The organism is Streptantibioticus parmotrematis (assembly GCF_019890615.1).
Classification (GTDB): domain Bacteria; phylum Actinomycetota; class Actinomycetes; order Streptomycetales; family Streptomycetaceae; genus Streptantibioticus_D; species Streptantibioticus_D parmotrematis.
On the sequence record NZ_JAINVZ010000026.1, the window covers coordinates 14,396 to 30,832 of the forward strand.

The following is a 16,437-nucleotide window of genomic DNA, read 5'->3' on the forward strand; positions in this document are numbered from 1 at the left end:
GTCAGACACCCCTCATCAGCAGGGTCGCGGCGACCAGCACGGCCGTGCCGCCGAGCATCGAGACCGCGTACGACCTCACGAAGCCGTTCTGGAGCCTGCGCAGCCGCCCCGACAGGCCGCCGACACCGGCCGCCGTGCCGTTGACCGCGCCGTCGACGACCGTGTGGTCCAGGTAGACCAGGCTGCGGGTCAGGTGTTCGCCGCCGCGCACCAGCACCACGTGGTTGAAGTCGTCCTGGAGCAGGTCGCGGCGGGCGGCCCGGGTGAGCAGCGAACCGCGCGGCGCGACGGCCGGGACGGCCTGCCGTCCGTAGCTCTGCCAGGCGAGGCCGACGCCGAGGATCAGCACGACGAGCGTGGCCACCGTGATCTCCCAGGTGGCGACCGGCGAGTGGCCGTCGCTGTGGCCGGTGACCGGCTGGAGCCACTTGAGGAAGGCGGAGTTGATGGAGAACAGCCCGCCCGCGAAGACCGAGCCGAAGGCCAGGATCGACATCGGGATCGTCATGATCTTCGGCGACTCGTGCGGGTGCGGCTCGTGGCCCTCGGCGTCCGGCTGCCAGCGCTTGTCGCCGAAGAACGTCATCAGCATGACGCGGGTCATGTAGAACGCGGTGATGCCCGCGCCGACCAGGGCGACCGCGCCGAGGGTCCAGCCCTCGGTGCCGCCCTTGGCGAACGCCGCCTCGATGATCTTGTCCTTGGACCAGTAGCCGGACAGCCCCGGGAAGCCGATGATCGCCAGGTAGCCCAGGCCGAAGGTGACGAAGGTGACCGGCATGTACGTGCGCAGCGCGCCGAACCTGCGCATGTCCACCTCGTCGTTCATCCCGTGCATCACGGAACCGGCGCCGAGGAACAGGCCCGCCTTGAAGAAGCCGTGGGTGACCAGGTGCATGATCGCGAAGACGTAGCCGATCGGGCCCAGGCCCGCGGCCAGCATCATGTAGCCGATCTGCGACATCGTGGAGCCCGCCAGCGCCTTCTTGATGTCGTCCTTGGCGCAACCGACGATCGCACCGAAGACCAGCGTGACCGCGCCGACCACGCACACCGCCAGCTGCGCGGTGGGCGCCGCGTTGAAGATCGCGCCGGAGCGCACCACCAGGTAGACGCCCGCGGTCACCATGGTCGCCGCGTGGATGAGCGCCGAGACCGGGGTCGGGCCCTCCATCGCGTCGCCCAGCCAGGACTGGAGCGGCACCTGGGCCGACTTGCCGCAGGCGGCCAGCAGGAGCAGCAGCCCGATCGTGGTCAGCCGGCCCTGCGAGACGTCGCCGACGTGCGCGAAGACCGGGCGGAAGGCGAAGGAGCCGAACGTGGTGAACATGACCATGATGGCGATCGACAGGCCCATGTCGCCGACCCGGTTGACCAGGAACGCCTTCTTCGCCGCCGTCGCCGCGCTGGGCTTGTGCTGCCAGAAGCCGATCAGCAGGTACGAGGCGAGGCCCACGCCCTCCCAGCCGACGTACAGCAGCAGGTAGTTGTCGGCCAGCACCAGCAGCAGCATCGCCGCGAGGAAGAGGTTGAGGTAGCCGAAGAACTTGCGGCGGTTCTCGTCGTGCTCCATGTAGCCGACCGAGTAGATGTGGATCAGCGTGCCCACACCGGTGATCAACAGCACGAAGGTCATCGACAGCTGGTCGAGCTGGAAGCCGACGTCCGCCTGGAAGCCCGCCACCGGCACCCAGGTGAACAGGTGGGAGGTCAGCGTCCGCTGGGCCGGGCTCCTGGAGAGCAGGTCGGCGAAGAGGACGACGCCGATGACGAAGGAGACGGCCGCCCACAGGCAGCCGATCCAGTGTCCGGTGCGGTCGAGCCGCCTGCCGCCCACGAGCAGGATGCCCGCCCCGAGCAGCGGTGCCCCGACCAGGGCTCCGATGAGAGGATCCACGTCGAGTGCTCCTGTCTACAGCTTCATCAGGTCGGCGTCATCGACCGAGGCCGAGTGGCGTGAGCGGAAGAAGGTCACGATGATCGCGAGGCCCACCACGACCTCGGCCGCCGCGACGACCATCGTGAAGAAGGCGATGATCTGGCCGTCGAGGTTGCCGTGCAGCCGGGAGAAGGTGACGAACGCCAGGTTGCAGGCGTTCAGCATCAGCTCGACGCACATGAAGACGATGATCGCGTTGCGCCTGATGAGGACACCTGCGGCGCCGATGGTGAACAACAGGGCCGACAGATAGAGGTAGTTGGCGGGATTCACTTGGCGGCTCCCTCGGCGTGGTTCGCCCCGTCGTTGTCGCCCGAGCGGTCCCGGCCGCCCTCCGGCGCGCCCTCGCCCTCGGTCACGCCCTCGACGTACTCGTCCGAGCGCTGCTCCAACTTCCGTACCCGGCGCTCCTGTTCGCCGCCCACGTCACGGACCTGGCCGCGGGCGCGCAGTGTCTGGTTGACCGTCAGCTCCGACGGGGTGCCGTCGGGCAGCAGGCCGGGGACGTCGACCGCGTTGTGCCGGGCGAAGACACCGGGGGCCGGGAGCGGGGTGACGTTGCGGCCCTCGCGCACGCGGGCCTCGGACTGCTCGCGCTGGGTGGCGGGGCGTTCGGTGCGCTCGCGGTGGGTGAGGACCATCGCGCCGACCGCCGCGGTGATCAGCAGGGCGCCGGTGATCTCGAAGGCCCACACGTAGGTGGTGAACACCAGCCGGGCCAGGCCCTCGACGTTGCCGCCCGCGTTGGCCTGGGCGAGGCCGGTGAACCGGTGCAGCGAGGCGTTGGCGATGCCCGCGATCAGCAGGATGCCGAAGCCGATCCCGCACAGCACGGCCGCCGCGCGCTGGCCGCGGATGGTCTCCTTCAGCGAGTCGGCGGCGGTGATGCCGACCAGCATGACGACGAAGAGGAACAGCATCATGACCGCGCCGGTGTAGACGACGATCTGCACGATGCCCAGGAAGTAGGCGCCCTGCGCGAGGTAGAAGACGGCCAGCACGATCATCGTGCCGGCCAGGCAGAGGGCGCTGTGCACCGCCTTTCTCATGCCGACGGTGCCGAGCGCACCGAGCACCGCGACGATTCCGAGCACCCAGAACTGGATCGCCTCGCCGGTGGATGTGGTCATCGGGTCGCTCCTCCCGGGTGCGCGGTGGCCTCGGGCCCGGCGACGTCCGCCTCGTCCGCGGCCACCTCGTCGGCCCGCTTCTCGCCCTTGCTGAGGGCGGGCTGGCGGACGGTGCCGGGGGCGGCCTCGGTGACCTTGCCGAGGTAGTAGTCCTGCTCGTCGGTGCCGGGGTAGATGGCGTGCGGGGTGTCGACCATGCCGTCGGTGAGCCCTGCGAGCAGTTCGTCCTTGGTGTAGATCAGGGAGGCACGGGTGCGGTCGGCGAGCTCGTACTCGTTGGTCATCGTCAGCGCCCGGGTCGGGCACGCCTCGATGCACAGCCCGCACAGGATGCAGCGGGCGTAGTTGATCTGGTAGACGCGGCCGTAGCGCTCGCCGGGCGAGTAGCGCTCCTCGTCGGTGTTGTCCGCGCCCTCGACGTAGATGGCGTCGGCCGGGCAGGCCCAGGCGCACAGTTCGCAGCCCACGCACTTCTCCAGGCCGTCCGGGTGCCGGTTGAGCTGGTGGCGGCCGTGGAAGCGGGGTGCGGTCGGCTTCTTCTGCTCCGGGTACTGCTCGGTCAGCCGCTTCTTGAACATGGCCTTGAAGGTCACGCCGAAGCCGGCCACCGGGTTTTCGAAGTCAGGCATCGTCGCCGTCCTTGCCTACGAGTTGGTGTTCGGCGGCCTCGGGGGCACGCGAGCGCCTGCGGGGCACCGGTGGCAGCGTCTGTCCCGGTTTCGGCGGTACGGGGAAGCCGCCCGCCATCGGGTCGAACCGGTCGCCGGGACCCTCCTGCCCGGCCTGCCCGGCTCCCTCGGCCTTCTTGGCCGCGCGGTCGCGGAAGACGTCGGCGGCCAGCGAGATCAGCAGCACCGCGAGCACGCCGCCGCCCACGTAGAGCAGGACCCGCTGGAAGTCGTAGTTCTCGTTGCGCAGCGCCCGTACCGAGGCGACCAGCATCAGCCAGACCATGGACACCGGGATGAGGACCTTCCAGCCCAGCTTCATGAACTGGTCGTAGCGCATGCGCGGGAGCGTGCCGCGCAGCCAGATGAAGACGAAGAGCAGCAGCTGGATCTTGACGGTGAACCACAGCAGCGGCCACCAGCCGTGGTTGGCGCCGGCCCAGAAGGTGCTGATCGGCCAGGGGGCGCGCCAGCCGCCCAGGAAGAGGGTGGTGGCGACCGCGGAGACGGTGACCATGTTGACGTACTCGGCGAGCATGAACATCGCGAACTTGATCGACGAGTACTCGGTGTTGAAGCCGCCGACCAGCTCGCCCTCGGCCTCCGGCAGGTCGAAGGGCGCGCGGTTGGTCTCACCGACCATCGCCACCATGTAGACGAGGAAGGAGACCGGCAGCAGCAGCACGTACCAGGTGTGCTGCTGGGTGGCGACGATCTGCGAGGTCGACATCGAGTGGGAGTAGAGGAAGACCGCGGCGAACGAGATGCCCATCGCGATCTCGTACGAGATCATCTGCGCCGTCGAACGCAGGCCGCCCAGCAGCGGATACGTCGAGCCGGACGACCAGCCGGCCAGCACGATGCCGTAGATGCCGACCGAGGCGGTGGCCAGGATGTACAGCACGCCCACCGGCAGGTCGGTCAACTGCATCGGGGTGCGGTGGCCGAAGACCGAGATCTCGTTGTCGGCCGGGCCGAAGGGCACCACCGCGAACGACATGAACGCCGGGATCGCGGCGACGACCGGCGCCAGGACGTAGACGAACTTGTCCGCGCCCTTGACGACCACGTCCTCCTTCAGCATCAGCTTGATGCCGTCGGCGAGCGACTGGAGCATGCCCCAGGGGCCGTGCCGGTTGGGGCCGATGCGCAGCTGCATCCAGGCGACGACCTTGCGCTCCCACACGATGGAGAACAGCACGGTCAGCATCGCGAACGCGAAGCAGAAGACCGCCTTGACGACGACCAGCCACCACGGGTCACGGCCGAAGTAGGACAGGTCGTCCACTGCCAGGCTGATCACTTGGTCACCTCCGCGGCGGCGGCGCCGATCGTGACGACATGGCCGGGTACCGCGCCGAGGTCCGCGGGGACGCCGCCGCCCACCGAGTCCAGCGGCAGCCAGACCACCCGGTCCGGCATGGCGGTGACGGCCAGCGGCAGGGTGACCGCCCCGGCCGGTCCGGTGACGGTGAGCGGATCGCCGTCCTTCACGCCGATCTCCTCGGCGGTGGCGGGAGAGAGCCGGGCGAGCGCCGCGTGCCGAGTACCGGCCAGCGCCTCGTCGCCCTCCTGGAGGCGGCCCCGGTCCAGCAGCAGCCGGTGTCCCGCGAGCACGGCCTGACCGGCCTCGGGACGCGGCAGCACCCCGGAGGAACGGTCGGGTCCGGCCGGGCGGGCGCCGGTCCACACGCCCAGGCGCCGCAGTTCGTCGCGGGCGGTGCGCGGGTCGGGCAGCCCGAGGTGGACGTCCATCGCGTCGGCGACCATGTTGAGCACCCGGGTGTCCGACTGGAGGTGCCGCTGCGTCAACTGGTCGGGTTTCAGGGCGGCTTCGAACGGCCGGGCCCGGCCCTCCCAGTCCAGGAACGTGCCCGCCTTCTCGGCGACCGCGGCCACCGGCAGCACCACGTCGGCGTGGGCGGTGACCTCGCCGGGCCGCAGCTCCAGGCTGACCAGGAAGCCGACCTCGGCCAGCGCCTCGCGGGCCCGCGCCGGGTCCGGCAGGTCCGCCGGGTCGACGCCCGCGACCACCAGCGCCGCCAGCGAGCCGTCCGCGGCCGCCTCCACGATGCCGCCCGCGTCGCGCCCGAAGCGGGACGGCAACGACGCCACCCGCCACACGTCGGCCACCTCGTCGCGGGCCGCCGGATCGGTCAACGGCCGCCCACCGGGCAGCAGTCCGGGCAGCGCGCCCGCCTCCAGCGCGCCGCGTTCGCCCGCCCGGCGCGGGATCCACGCCAGGCGCGCTCCGGTCGCGGCGGCGAAACGCACGGCCGCGGTCAGCGCGCCGGGCACCGCCGCGAGGCGTTCGCCGACGAGCACGACCGCGCCGCCCTGCCGCAGGTCGGCGGCGGCGCGCTCGCCGGCCTCGTCCAGGCCGCTGCCGGAGGCCAGCGCGTCCAGCCACTCCGGCTCGGTGCCGGGGGCGGCCGGCAGCAGCGTGCCGCCCGCCTTGGTCAGGCCCCGGGTGGCGTGGGTGGCCAGCGCGTAGGTGCGCTGCCCGTGCTTGCGCCAGGCCTTGCGCAGCCGCAGGAAGACGCCGGGCGCCTCCTCCTCGGCCTCAAGTCCCGCGAGCAGGACGGCCGGTGCGCCTTCGACGGCGGTGTAGGTCAGGCCCGTGCCGTCCAGGTCCCTGCCGTGGCCCGCGACGTGCGCGGCGAGGAAGTCGGTCTCCTCGGCGCTGTGCACGCGGGCGCGGAAGTCGATGTCGTCGGTGTCCAGCACGACCCGGGCGAACTTGGCGTAGGCGTAGGCGTCCTCGACGGTGAGGCGGCCACCGGTCAGCACGCCGGTGCGTCCCCGGGCCGCCGCGAGTCCCCGGGCGGCGACGTCCAGCGCCTCCGGCCAGGCGGCGGCGCGCAGTTCACCCGTCTCGGCGTCGCGGACCAGGGGGTGGCTGAGGCGGTCGGGCAGCTGCGCGTAGCGGAACGCGAAGCGTCCCTTGTCGCACAGCCACTCCTCGTTGACCTCCGGGTCGTTGCCCGCCAGGCGCCGCATGACCTTGCCGCGCCGGTGGTCGGTGCGGGTCGCGCAGCCGCCCGCGCAGTGCTCGCACACCGACGGCGAGGAGATCAGGTCGAACGGGCGGGAGCGGAAGCGGTAGGCGGCCGAGGTGAGCGCGCCGACCGGGCAGATCTGGATGGTGTTGCCGGAGAAGTACGACTCGAACGGGTCGCCCTCGCCGGTGCCGACCTGCTCCAGCGCGCCGCGTTCCAGCAGTTCGATCATCGGATCCCCGGCGATCTGCTGGGAGAAGCGGGTGCAGCGCGCGCACAGCACGCACCGCTCGCGGTCCAGCAGGATCTGGCGGGAGATCGGGATCGGCTTGGCGTAGGTGCGCTTGACGCCCTCGAAGCGGGTGTCGGCCTGCCCGGCGCTCATCGCCTGGTTCTGCAACGGGCACTCGCCGCCCTTGTCGCACACCGGGCAGTCCAGCGGGTGGTTGATCAGCAGCAGCTCCATCACGCCGCGCTGCGCCTTCTCGGCGACCGGCGAGGTCAGCTGCGTCCTGACCACCATGCCGTCGGTGCAGGTGATGGTGCACGACGCCATCGGCTTGCGCTGGCCCTCGACCTCCACGATGCACTGGCGGCAGGCCCCGACCGGGTCCAGCAGCGGGTGGTCGCAGAACCGGGGGATCTCCACGCCGACCATCTCGGCGGCCCGGATCACCAGCGTGCCCTTCGGCACCGACAGCTGGATGCCGTCGATGGTGACGGAGACCAGGTCCTCCGGCGGGACCGGCGCGTGGTCGCCCCCGGAGGGAGCGCTCGTCGTGACGGTCATGCGTTCACCTCCAGGTGGGACGCGCCGCCCCACGCGGTGGACAGCGCGGGGTCGAAGGGGCAGCCGCCCCCGGTGACGTGCTCCTCGTACTCGTCGCGGAAGTACTTCAGCGACGAGAAGATGGGGCTGGCGGCGCCGTCACCGAGGGCGCAGAACGACTTGCCGTTGATGTTGTCGGCGATGTCGGCGAGCTTGTCGAGGTCGGCCATGCGGCCCTTGCCCGCCTCGATGTCGCGCAGCAACTGCACCAGCCAGTACGTGCCTTCACGGCACGGCGTGCACTTGCCGCAGGACTCGTGGGCGTAGAACTCGGTCCACCGGGTGACCGCCCGCACCACGCAGGTGGTCTCGTCGAAGCACTGGAGCGCCTTGGTGCCGAGCATCGAGCCCGCGGCGCCGACGCCCTCGTAGTCCAGCGGCACGTCGAGGTGCTCGTCGGTGAACATCGGCGTCGAGGAGCCGCCCGGCGTCCAGAACTTCAGCCGGTGCCCGGGGCGCATCCCGCCGGAGACGTCCAGCAGTTGGCGCAGGGTGATGCCGAGCGGCGCCTCGTACTGGCCGGGGCTGGTGACGTGGCCGGAGAGCGAGTACAGCGTGAAGCCCGGGGACTTGTCGCTGCCCATCGAGCGGAACCACTCCTTGCCGCGGTTCAGGATCGCGGGAACCGAGGCGATGGACTCGACGTTGTTCACCACAGTGGGGCACGCGTACAGACCGGCGACCGCGGGGAAGGGGGGTCGCAGCCGGGGCTGGCCGCGGCGCCCTTCGAGGGAGTCGAGCAGCGCGGTCTCCTCGCCGCAGATGTACGCACCGGCGCCCGCGTGGACGGTGATGTCCAGGTCGAACCCGGACCCGGCGATGTCCTTGCCGAGGTACCCGGCCCGGTACGCCTCGGCCACCGCGTGGTGCAGCCGACGCAGCACGGGGACGACCTCGCCGCGCAGGTAGATGAAGGCGTGGTGGGAGCGGATCGCGTGACAGGCGATCACCATGCCCTCGATGAGCGAGTGCGGATTGGCGAACAGGAGGGGGATGTCCTTGCAGGTGCCCGGTTCCGACTCGTCGGCGTTGACCACGAGGTAGTGCGGCTTGCCGTCGCCCTGCGGGATGAACTGCCACTTCATCCCGGTCGGGAAGCCCGCTCCGCCGCGGCCGCGCAGACCCGAGTCCTTCACGTACGCGATGACGTCGTCCGGCGGCATCTCCAGCGCCTTGCGCATGCCCTGGTAGCCGTCGTGCCGCAGGTAGGTCTCCAGCGTCCAGCTGTCCGGCTCGTCCCAGAAGGCGGACAGGACGGGGGAGAGCAGCTTCTCCGGTGACTCCTCGTTGAGCTGGGTCGCCACGCTCATCACTCCCCCTCCTCGGTGCCGTCGGTCACGGGCCCCGCCGGGTGGTCGGGATCGGAGGCCGACGTGGCATGCGGTGCGTCGTGCGAGCTGGGGTGGCCGGGCGGCGGCTCGTCGGACGGGTAGCCGGAGCTGCGCGGAGAGACGATCCTGCCGGGCGATCCCGGCACGGTCTCGCCCTTGGCCAGTCGCAGCCCGGCGAGCGAGGCGTGCCCCGCGCCGCCCCCGGCCTCGACGGCTCCGGCGCGCGGGTCGGGGAATCCGGCGAGCACCCGGGCGGTCTCGCGGTAGGTGCACAGCGGGGCGCCGCGGCTGGGCTTGACGGTGAGGCCGGCGCGCAGGTCGTCGACGAGGCGCTTGGCGGTCTCGGGGGTCTGGTTGTCGAAGAACTCCCAGTTGACCATGACCACCGGCGCGAAGTCGCAGGCCGCGTTGCACTCGATGTGCTCCAGCGTGACCTTGCCGTCCTCGGTGGTCTCGTCGTTGCCGATGCCCAGGTGCTGCTGGAGCGCCTCGAAGATGGCGTCGCCGCCCATCACCGCGCACAGGGTGTTGGTGCAGACGCCGACCTGGTAGTCGCCGGACGGCTTGCGGCGGTACATCGTGTAGAAGGTGGCGACGGCGATGACCTCGGCGGTGGTCAGCCCCAGCAGGTCGGCGCAGAACCGCATGCCGGTCCTGGTGACGTGCCCCTCCTCGGCCTGCACCAGGTGGAGCAGCGGCAGCAGGGCGGAACGCGAGTCGGGGTAGCGGCCGATCACCTCCGCGGCGTCGGCCTCCAGCCGGGCCCGTACGTCGGCCGGGTACTCGGGTGCGGGCATCTCGGGCATCCCGAGCCCCACCGCGCCCTGTTCTGGGGTGTTGGTCACCGCGCCTCCTTGTTCGCTTCTCCGCCCTCGCGGCGCAGAGGTGCGGGCTTCGTGTACGGGTGCGGCCCGGCGGCCGCGAGTGCGACGCTCACCGGTCGACGCCTCCCATCACGGGGTCGATGGACGCCACCGCGACGATCACGTCGGCGACCTGGCCGCCCTCGCACATCGCCGCCATGGTCTGCAGGTTGGTGAACGACGGGTCGCGGAAGTGCACCCGCTGCGGCCGGGTGCCGCCGTCGGAGACGACGTGCACGCCCAGCTCGCCCTTGGCGGACTCCACCGCCTCGTAGGCCTGGCCGGGCGGGACCCGGAAGCCCTCGGTGACCAGCTTGAAGTGGTGGATCAGGGCTTCCATCGAGGTGCCCATGATCTTGCGGATGTGGTCGAGGGAGTTGCCGAGGCCGTCCGGCCCCAGCGCGAGCTGCGCGGGCCAGGCGATCTTCTTGTCGGCGACCATCACCGGTCCCGGCTCCAGCCGGTCGAGGCACTGCTCGACGATGCGCAGCGACTGCCGCATCTCCTCCAGGCGGACCAGGAAGCGCCCGTAGGAGTCGCAGGTGTCGGTGGTCGGCACCTCGAAGTCGTAGGTCTCGTAGCCGCAGTACGGCTGGGCCTTGCGCAGGTCGTGCGGCAGGCCCGCGGAGCGCAGGATCGGCCCGGTGGCACCGAGTGCCATGCAGCCGGCCAGGTCGAGGTAGCCGACGTCCTGCATGCGGCCCTTGAAGACCGGGTTGCCGGTGGCGAGTTTGTCGTACTCCGGGAGGTTCTTGCGGAAGGTCTTCACCAGTTCCCGGATGTTGTCGACCGCGCCGGGCGGCAGGTCCTGGGCGAGGCCGCCGGGGCGGACGTAGGCGTGGTTCATCCGCAGCCCGGTGATCAGCTCGAAGGCGTCCAGGATGAGTTCACGGTCACGGAACCCGTAGATCATGATCGTGGTGGCGCCCAGCTCCATGCCGCCGGTGGCGATGGCGACCAGGTGCGAGGAGATCCGGTTGAGTTCCATCATCATCACGCGGATGACGGTGGCCCGGTCCGGGATCTGGTCGGTGATGCCGAGCAGCCTCTCGACCGCGAGGCAGTACGCCGTCTCGTTGAACAGCGGCGTCAGGTAGTCCATGCGCGTCACGAACGTGGTGCCTTGCGTCCACGTCCGGTACTCCATGTTCTTCTCGATGCCGGTGTGCAGGTAGCCGATGCCGCAGCGGGCCTCGGTGACCGTCTCGCCGTCGATCTCCAGGATCAGCCGCAGCACGCCGTGGGTGGACGGGTGCTGGGGGCCCATGTTGACGACGATCCGCTCGTCGTCGGCCTTGCCCACGGTCTCGGCGAGTTCGTCCCAGTCACCGCCGGTGACGGTGAAGACCCGGCCCTCGGTGGTGGCGCGCTCTTCGGCTTGCTGAGGCGATGCGTAGCTCACGAGTACGACCTCCGCTGGTCGGGAGCCGGGATCTGGGCGCCCTTGTACTCGACGGGGATGCCGCCGAGCGGGTAGTCCTTGCGCTGCGGATGGCCCTGCCAGTCGTCCGGCATCATGATCCGGGTCAGCGCGGGATGGCCGTCGAAGACGATGCCGAAGAAGTCGTAGGTCTCGCGCTCGTGCCAGTCGTTGGCCGGGTAGACCGGGACGATCGACGGGATGTGCGGGTCGGCGTCGGGGGCCGAGACCTCCAGCCGGATCATCCGGTTGTGGGTGATCGAGCGCAGGTGGTAGACGGCGTGCAGCTCGCGGCCCTTGTCGCCGGGGTAGTGGACGCCGGAGACCCCGGTGCACAGCTCGAAGCGCAGCGCCGGGTCGTCGCGCAGGGTCCTGGCCACCCGGGGCAGGTGCTCGCGGGCGATGTGGAAGGTGATCTCGCCGCGGTCGACCACCGTCTTCTCGATGGCGGTGGCCGGGAGCAGGTCCTGCTCCTCCAGCGCGCCCTCCAGCTCGTCGGCGACCTCGTCGAAGTCTCCGTACGCGGCTCCGCCGCGTGGTCCGCCGTACGGCCGGGAGGACTCCCCCGGCATCCGCACCGGGCGGACCAACCCACCGTAACCGGACGTGTCCCCACCGTTGTTGGCGCCGAACATGCCGTGCCGCACGCCGATGACCTCGCCGTGGTCGCCGCGCTGGCCGGGGAGGTTGGTGGCGCTGACGTCCTTGTCGGGGTTGACGCCGTTGCCCCCGGCGCCGTCGGTCTCGGAGTCGCTCACCGCAGCAGCCCCTTCATCTCGATCGTGGGCAGGGCCTTCAGTGCCGCTTCCTCCGCCTCGCGGGCCGCGCGCTCCTTGTTCACGCCGAGCTTCTCGCCCTGGATCTTGGCGTGGAGCTTGAGGATCGCGTCGAGCAGCATCTCGGGGCGGGGCGGGCAGCCGGGCAGGTAGATGTCGACCGGGACGATGTGGTCGACGCCCTGCACGATGGCGTAGTTGTTGAACATGCCGCCGGAGGAGGCGCACACGCCCATGGAGATGACCCACTTCGGGTTCGGCATCTGGTCGTAGACCTGCCGCAGCACCGGGGCCATCTTCTGGCTCACCCGGCCGGCGACGATCATCAGGTCGGCCTGCCGGGGCGAGCCGCGGAAGACCTCCATGCCGAAGCGGGCCATGTCGTAGCGCCCGGCGCCGGTGGTCATCATCTCGATCGCGCAGCAGGCCAGGCCGAAGGTGGCCGGGAACACCGACGCCTTGCGCACCCAGCCGGCCGCCTGCTCGACCGTGGTGAGCAGGAAGCCGCTCGGCAGCTTCTCCTCGATACCCATCGCGTTCGCCCCTGTCCTAAAGGCTGGTGTCCCAAATGTCTGGTTTCGCGTCCATTGCCACTCGGTGACTCAGTCCCATTCCAGGCCCCCGCGCCGCCAGACATAGGCGTAGGCGACGAAGACGGTGAGGACGAAGAGCAGCATTTCCACGAGGCCGAACAGACCGAGCGCGTCGAAGGTCACGGCCCACGGATAGAGAAAGACGATCTCGATGTCGAAGACGATGAAGAGCATCGCCGTCAGGTAGTACTTGATCGGGAAGCGGCCTCCGCCGGCCGGCTGGGGCGTCGGCTCGATGCCGCACTCGTAGGCATCCAACTTGGCCCGGTTGTACCTCTTTGGCCCGGTGAGCGAGGCCATGACCACGGAGAAGATCGCGAACCCCGCTCCGAGGCCTCCGAGCACGAGGATGGGCGCGTAGGCGTTCACCGTCCCGCACTCCTTCCAGTCGGCGTTGACTGACATGCCGGTCGGCGTTGGCCGGCACGACGGACCGGGCCCGGACCGGCGGGCCGCCCCACCGCGGGTCCCGGCCGCGCGACGACCGGGGCCGCAGTCGCGATCCGTGGCCGCGCGGACCTAGATCACGGCTATGTGAGGCAGTTCACAAGCCCGAACCGCCTGCATCCTATGCCCGTCCGTGTGTGATCTGCGACACGGGGTGCGCCAACGACTTTGTGATCTCCACCACCTGACGAAGGATCATGAAGCCGGACGACCACTGATCGTCGTACACAAAGCACTCATCTGATCACCATAGGTCACATGAAGTCCGGTAACCGCAGGTCACCGCAGGCGTCGCACTATCAAGTCCTGCCGTCCGACGCAAAGTTGGTCATGGCTGGTGCGTCGTGATATGGCGCGATCACGTCGGTCATGGACGCCGCGCGGGAGAAGGGCGGAGGGCCGTACGGGAGGTGGCCGACGGGTGCGCGACCGCCGCTCGCGGGTCGCCGGACCGGGGGACGCGGGACACGCCGTGCTGACCCCGGGGAACTACTGTCCGTCCACTGTGTGAACGCGTGCACGAGCGGCGGGAGGCGCGCATTGCGTGACGCGCGCGGAAGTGGGGAGAAGACGCGGGGAGGCCGCGTTCTCAATGACCCGTCAGAAGTCGGGAACGCGGGCCGGAATCGGCGGTTGTGAAGATCGAATTCCCGGGTTGTCCAGCCTGCGCACGACAACTGTGGCGCATCTTACGTTTTTTGTATGGACCCAAGAATTCCTGATAGCCATATCTGCCATGTCCCCAACGCAGACCCGGGCCCCGCAGTCCGATCCCCGCACACACCGCCGGCGGCATGCCCGACATACCCAGCCCAACTGGGTGAAGCGCGCCGGAGTCACCGGTGGCGTGATCGGTGCGGCGGTCCTCACCGCGGCGGCATCCCCCGCCTCTGCAGCCCCCGCCACCGGCGACGCGCCGGTCAACGAGGTGACCCAGACCCTCGACCTCTCGCAGCTGCGCGCGGCCGACGCCACCGCCCAGGCGGCCGTCAACTACCAGCTGCAGGCGGCGGAGCAGCAGGCCTCCACGGCGGCTGTGAAGACCGCGCAGCAGCACAAGCAGGCCGACGACGCCAAGGCCGCCGCGGCGGCCAAGGCGGCCAAGGAGCGCGCCGAGCAGGCCGCTTCACGCTCGCAGGAGCGTCCGGCGCTGTCCCTGGCGTCGGACAGCTCGTCCGCTTCGTCCTCTTCCTCCTCCTCTTCTTCGGCCTCCGGCTCCGTCGCCTCCGTGGTGAGCTTCGTCGAGTCGCAGGTCGGCAAGGCGTACGTGATGGGCGCGACCGGGCCCGACGCGTACGACTGCTCCGGTCTGGTGCAGGCCGCGTACCGCACGATCGGCGTGGACCTGCCGCGCGTCTCCGAGGACCAGTCGACGGCCGGCACGCAGGTGTCGCTAAGCGACCTGCAGCCCGGCGACATCCTCTACTGGGGCTCCGCGGGCAGCGCTTACCACGTGGCGATCTACGTGGGCGGCGGCAACTTCGTCGGCGCCCAGAACCCGAGCAGCGGCGTCGTCGAGCACCCGCTCAGCTACGACGAGCCGACCGGCGCGGTGCGCGTGGCGTAATTCGCCGCTTTCGCGCCGCACTTGCTCCGCTTTTTACGGTGATTGTCCCCTTTTACACCTGAACGGCCGCCAACCCTTCCCGGGTCGGCGGCCGTTCGGCGTTCTCTGCGGCTTCGGTCTTCTCCGTCGCCGGGGTCAGCCGGTCAGCGGCATGGTCAGGCTGGGCTGAACCGGGTTGGCGTCGGGGCGCACCCGGTTGACGGCGGTGCCGAGGGCGAAGAACTCGACCGCGTGCTCGCCCCAGTAGCGGTGGTCGTTGACCGTGGTGCCCACGACGCCGTCGGCGCCGATCTGCTGGCCCTCGTACTGCATGCGCGCCATCGCCAGTTCCCGCGCGTCGTACAGGGCCTGCGTGAACTGCGGGAGTTCGGCGTTCTGGCCCGCCTGGGAGATGGTCTGCCGTAGGGTCTGGTGGGCGACGTGGTAGACGCACGAGCCGAGCACCAGGCGGCGCGGCAGCCAGCCGTGCTGCCACAGCGTCCAGAAGTCCTGGCCGGACAGCGTCGTGGTGAACGGCCTGCCGTCCGGCGTGCGGTACGACTGCGCGCTGTCGGTGGCGCGCACCGCGGTGCCGAACGCGATGTACTCGATGACGTCGGAGAAGAAGCCGTAGTTCATCGGCCGCAGCACGACGCCCAGCACGCCGTCCGCGCCGAGCTGCGCGGCCTCCGCCTCCATGCGGCCCATCGCCAGCTCGCGGACGTTGTACATGGCCTGGCTGAGGTAGCCAAGTTCCTGGCTGGTGCGCCAGTTCCCCTGCTGCGTGCCGACGTGGTAGACGCTGGTGCCCATCACCATGCCCAGCGGCTCGAACCCGGCCTGCGTGACGAGTACGAACTCGTTCACCGACAGGTCGGAGGTGAAGCAGGGCCGCCCGGCCCGCGAGTTCTCCAGCCGGGTCCGCGCCACGTCCGGCAGCGGAGGCAGCGCCGGCCCGGCGCCGGCAGCGGTCGTCGTCATGTTCAGGCTCCTGTTCCCCGTGGGTCCCCGGATGCTAGTGCGGGACCCTGGAGCCCGAGCACGCGGGGCGTTTCACCCCAGTTGGACTTGCTTGGGGTGAACGCCCCTTACGTCCCGCCGTGTTGGCTCAACCCGCCTGGACCGGGCCGATGGTCAGGCTGTGGATGGTGGGACCGGCGCAGTGCTGAGTGTTCCACGGGATGAACAGGGCCGCCTTCTGGTTCGGCGGGTAGACGCGCAGGCCCTGCGCCTGCGACAGCTGGCACTGGGACGGGTCGTAGCCACCGATGCCGTTCGCGTCGTGCAGGACGGCGCTCGCGGTGCCGTGCGGCTTCAGGGTGACCACGTGGCCCGGGCCGCCGCTGCGCTGGGCGGCGTTGCCGGACTGCACGCCCGCCTGCTTGACGTACGAGACGCCGGGGAAGCCGTCGAGTGTGCAGGTGGTGCCGGAGACGTTGGTGAAGACGACCTTCGAGTAGTACTGGCCGGCGCCCACGCTCGCGTCCTGCTGGGTGGCCTTGAGCTGGCTGGTGGCGCAGGGCACGATGCCGGAGGTGCCGCCGGCTTGCGTCCGCAGCGAGGACGTGCCGGACGAGGTCGCGCCCCCGTTGACGCCGCCGGAGGTCGTACCGGTCGACGTGGACGGCTGCGAGGAGGTCCCCGTCGTGCCCGAGCCGGAGCTTGACGCGCTCTGGGAGGCCGTCGTGCTGCCGGACGCGGCCGTGGACGAGCCGCCCGAGGAGCACGCGGTCAGGGACAGGGCCGCCGTGGCGAGCGCGGCGGCCGATATCGCCAGTCGTGCGGGCCTGGTTCGCATCGTCGAATCTCCTAACGGAAAGCCGTGGGGGAAAAGCCTTCACTCCCTCGTCTTTCCGACCTTGCGCCGGAGATTCGCCGATGTCACGTCCTGTTACG

The 16,437-nt window shown here is 70.4% G+C and carries 15 protein-coding genes; 1 reads left to right on the plus strand and 14 read right to left on the minus strand.

Annotated features, from left to right (window positions below):
• Window position 1 precedes the first annotated feature (1 nt).
• From nuoL to K7472_RS27535, 12 genes are all read right to left on the minus strand, one after another.
• Entirely contained in the window at window positions 2-1,897 is a 1,896-nt protein-coding gene (gene nuoL, locus K7472_RS27480; RefSeq protein ID WP_222981276.1) for an NADH-quinone oxidoreductase subunit L, read from the minus strand.
• 15 nt (window positions 1,898-1,912) lie between these two features.
• Window positions 1,913-2,212 (minus strand): NADH-quinone oxidoreductase subunit NuoK, encoded by a 300-nt coding sequence (gene nuoK, locus K7472_RS27485; protein WP_222981277.1) that lies wholly within the window; start codon window positions 2,210-2,212, stop codon window positions 1,913-1,915.
• Entirely contained in the window at window positions 2,209-3,069 is an 861-nt protein-coding gene (locus K7472_RS27490) for an NADH-quinone oxidoreductase subunit J (RefSeq protein WP_222981278.1), read from the minus strand. Before K7472_RS27490 ends, nuoK begins: the two co-directional genes overlap by 4 nt.
• Window positions 3,066-3,698, minus strand: coding sequence for an NADH-quinone oxidoreductase subunit NuoI (nuoI, locus tag K7472_RS27495; protein ID WP_222981279.1), 633 nt, complete (start codon window positions 3,696-3,698; stop codon window positions 3,066-3,068). The genes K7472_RS27490 and nuoI overlap by 4 nt, the downstream gene beginning before the upstream one ends.
• Window positions 3,691-5,040, minus strand: coding sequence for an NADH-quinone oxidoreductase subunit NuoH (nuoH, locus tag K7472_RS27500; RefSeq protein WP_222981280.1), 1,350 nt, complete (start codon window positions 5,038-5,040; stop codon window positions 3,691-3,693). Before nuoH ends, nuoI begins: the two co-directional genes overlap by 8 nt.
• Window positions 5,037-7,526 carry an NADH-quinone oxidoreductase subunit G gene (locus K7472_RS27505; RefSeq protein WP_222981281.1) on the minus strand — a complete coding sequence of 830 codons (2,490 nt, stop codon included), beginning with the start codon at window positions 7,524-7,526 and terminating at the stop codon, window positions 5,037-5,039. Before K7472_RS27505 ends, nuoH begins: the two co-directional genes overlap by 4 nt.
• The gene (gene nuoF, locus K7472_RS27510; protein ID WP_222981282.1) at window positions 7,523-8,875 is read right to left on the minus strand and encodes an NADH-quinone oxidoreductase subunit NuoF; all 1,353 of its coding nucleotides are present in this window, start codon (window positions 8,873-8,875) and stop codon (window positions 7,523-7,525) included. The genes K7472_RS27505 and nuoF overlap by 4 nt, the downstream gene beginning before the upstream one ends.
• The gene (gene nuoE / locus K7472_RS27515) at window positions 8,875-9,741 is read right to left on the minus strand and encodes an NADH-quinone oxidoreductase subunit NuoE (RefSeq protein WP_372458099.1); all 867 of its coding nucleotides are present in this window, start codon (window positions 9,739-9,741) and stop codon (window positions 8,875-8,877) included. The genes nuoF and nuoE overlap by 1 nt, the downstream gene beginning before the upstream one ends.
• A gap of 88 nt (window positions 9,742-9,829) precedes the next feature.
• A complete protein-coding gene (locus tag K7472_RS27520; protein WP_222981283.1) occupies window positions 9,830-11,161 on the minus strand; it encodes an NADH-quinone oxidoreductase subunit D in 1,332 nt (443 codons plus the stop codon).
• Complete coding sequence (locus K7472_RS27525; protein ID WP_222981284.1) at window positions 11,158-11,937, minus strand: NADH-quinone oxidoreductase subunit C; 780 nt, start codon at window positions 11,935-11,937, stop codon at window positions 11,158-11,160. The genes K7472_RS27520 and K7472_RS27525 overlap by 4 nt, the downstream gene beginning before the upstream one ends.
• Entirely contained in the window at window positions 11,934-12,488 is a 555-nt protein-coding gene (locus K7472_RS27530) for a NuoB/complex I 20 kDa subunit family protein (RefSeq protein ID WP_109447383.1), read from the minus strand. Before K7472_RS27530 ends, K7472_RS27525 begins: the two co-directional genes overlap by 4 nt.
• 69 nt (window positions 12,489-12,557) lie before the next feature.
• Complete coding sequence (locus K7472_RS27535; protein ID WP_222981285.1) at window positions 12,558-12,917, minus strand: NADH-quinone oxidoreductase subunit A; 360 nt, start codon at window positions 12,915-12,917, stop codon at window positions 12,558-12,560.
• Between the two features lie 814 nt (window positions 12,918-13,731).
• On the opposite strand from K7472_RS27535, the gene K7472_RS27540 reads away from it, so the two are divergent.
• On the plus strand, window positions 13,732-14,562 hold the full coding sequence (locus K7472_RS27540) for a C40 family peptidase (RefSeq protein WP_222981286.1): 831 nt from the start codon (window positions 13,732-13,734) through the stop codon (window positions 14,560-14,562).
• A gap of 135 nt (window positions 14,563-14,697) precedes the next feature.
• Here K7472_RS27540 and K7472_RS27545 read toward each other — a convergent pair whose 3' ends face one another.
• Complete coding sequence (locus K7472_RS27545) at window positions 14,698-15,522, minus strand: heavy metal-binding domain-containing protein (RefSeq protein WP_222981287.1); 825 nt, start codon at window positions 15,520-15,522, stop codon at window positions 14,698-14,700.
• A gap of 127 nt (window positions 15,523-15,649) precedes the next feature.
• Entirely contained in the window at window positions 15,650-16,339 is a 690-nt protein-coding gene (locus K7472_RS27550; protein WP_222981288.1) for a DUF4232 domain-containing protein, read from the minus strand.
• Between the last annotated feature and the right edge of the window lie 98 nt (window positions 16,340-16,437).

Excerpts from the sequence above, each read along its gene's own strand:
- K7472_RS27540 (WP_222981286.1), top strand. The coding sequence starts at position 13,732 with ATGTCCCCAACGCAGACCCGGGCCCCGCAGTCCGATCCCCGCACACAC.
- nuoF (WP_222981282.1), bottom strand. The coding sequence starts at position 8,875 with ATGAGCGTGGCGACCCAGCTCAACGAGGAGTCACCGGAGAAGCTGCTC.
- nuoI (WP_222981279.1), bottom strand. The coding sequence starts at position 3,698 with ATGCCTGACTTCGAAAACCCGGTGGCCGGCTTCGGCGTGACCTTCAAG.
- K7472_RS27530 (WP_109447383.1), bottom strand. The coding sequence starts at position 12,488 with ATGGGTATCGAGGAGAAGCTGCCGAGCGGCTTCCTGCTCACCACGGTC.
- K7472_RS27490 (WP_222981278.1), bottom strand. The coding sequence starts at position 3,069 with ATGACCACATCCACCGGCGAGGCGATCCAGTTCTGGGTGCTCGGAATC.
- K7472_RS27505 (WP_222981281.1), bottom strand. The coding sequence starts at position 7,526 with ATGACCGTCACGACGAGCGCTCCCTCCGGGGGCGACCACGCGCCGGTC.
- K7472_RS27545 (WP_222981287.1), bottom strand. The coding sequence starts at position 15,522 with ATGACGACGACCGCTGCCGGCGCCGGGCCGGCGCTGCCTCCGCTGCCG.
- K7472_RS27550 (WP_222981288.1), bottom strand. The coding sequence starts at position 16,339 with ATGCGAACCAGGCCCGCACGACTGGCGATATCGGCCGCCGCGCTCGCC.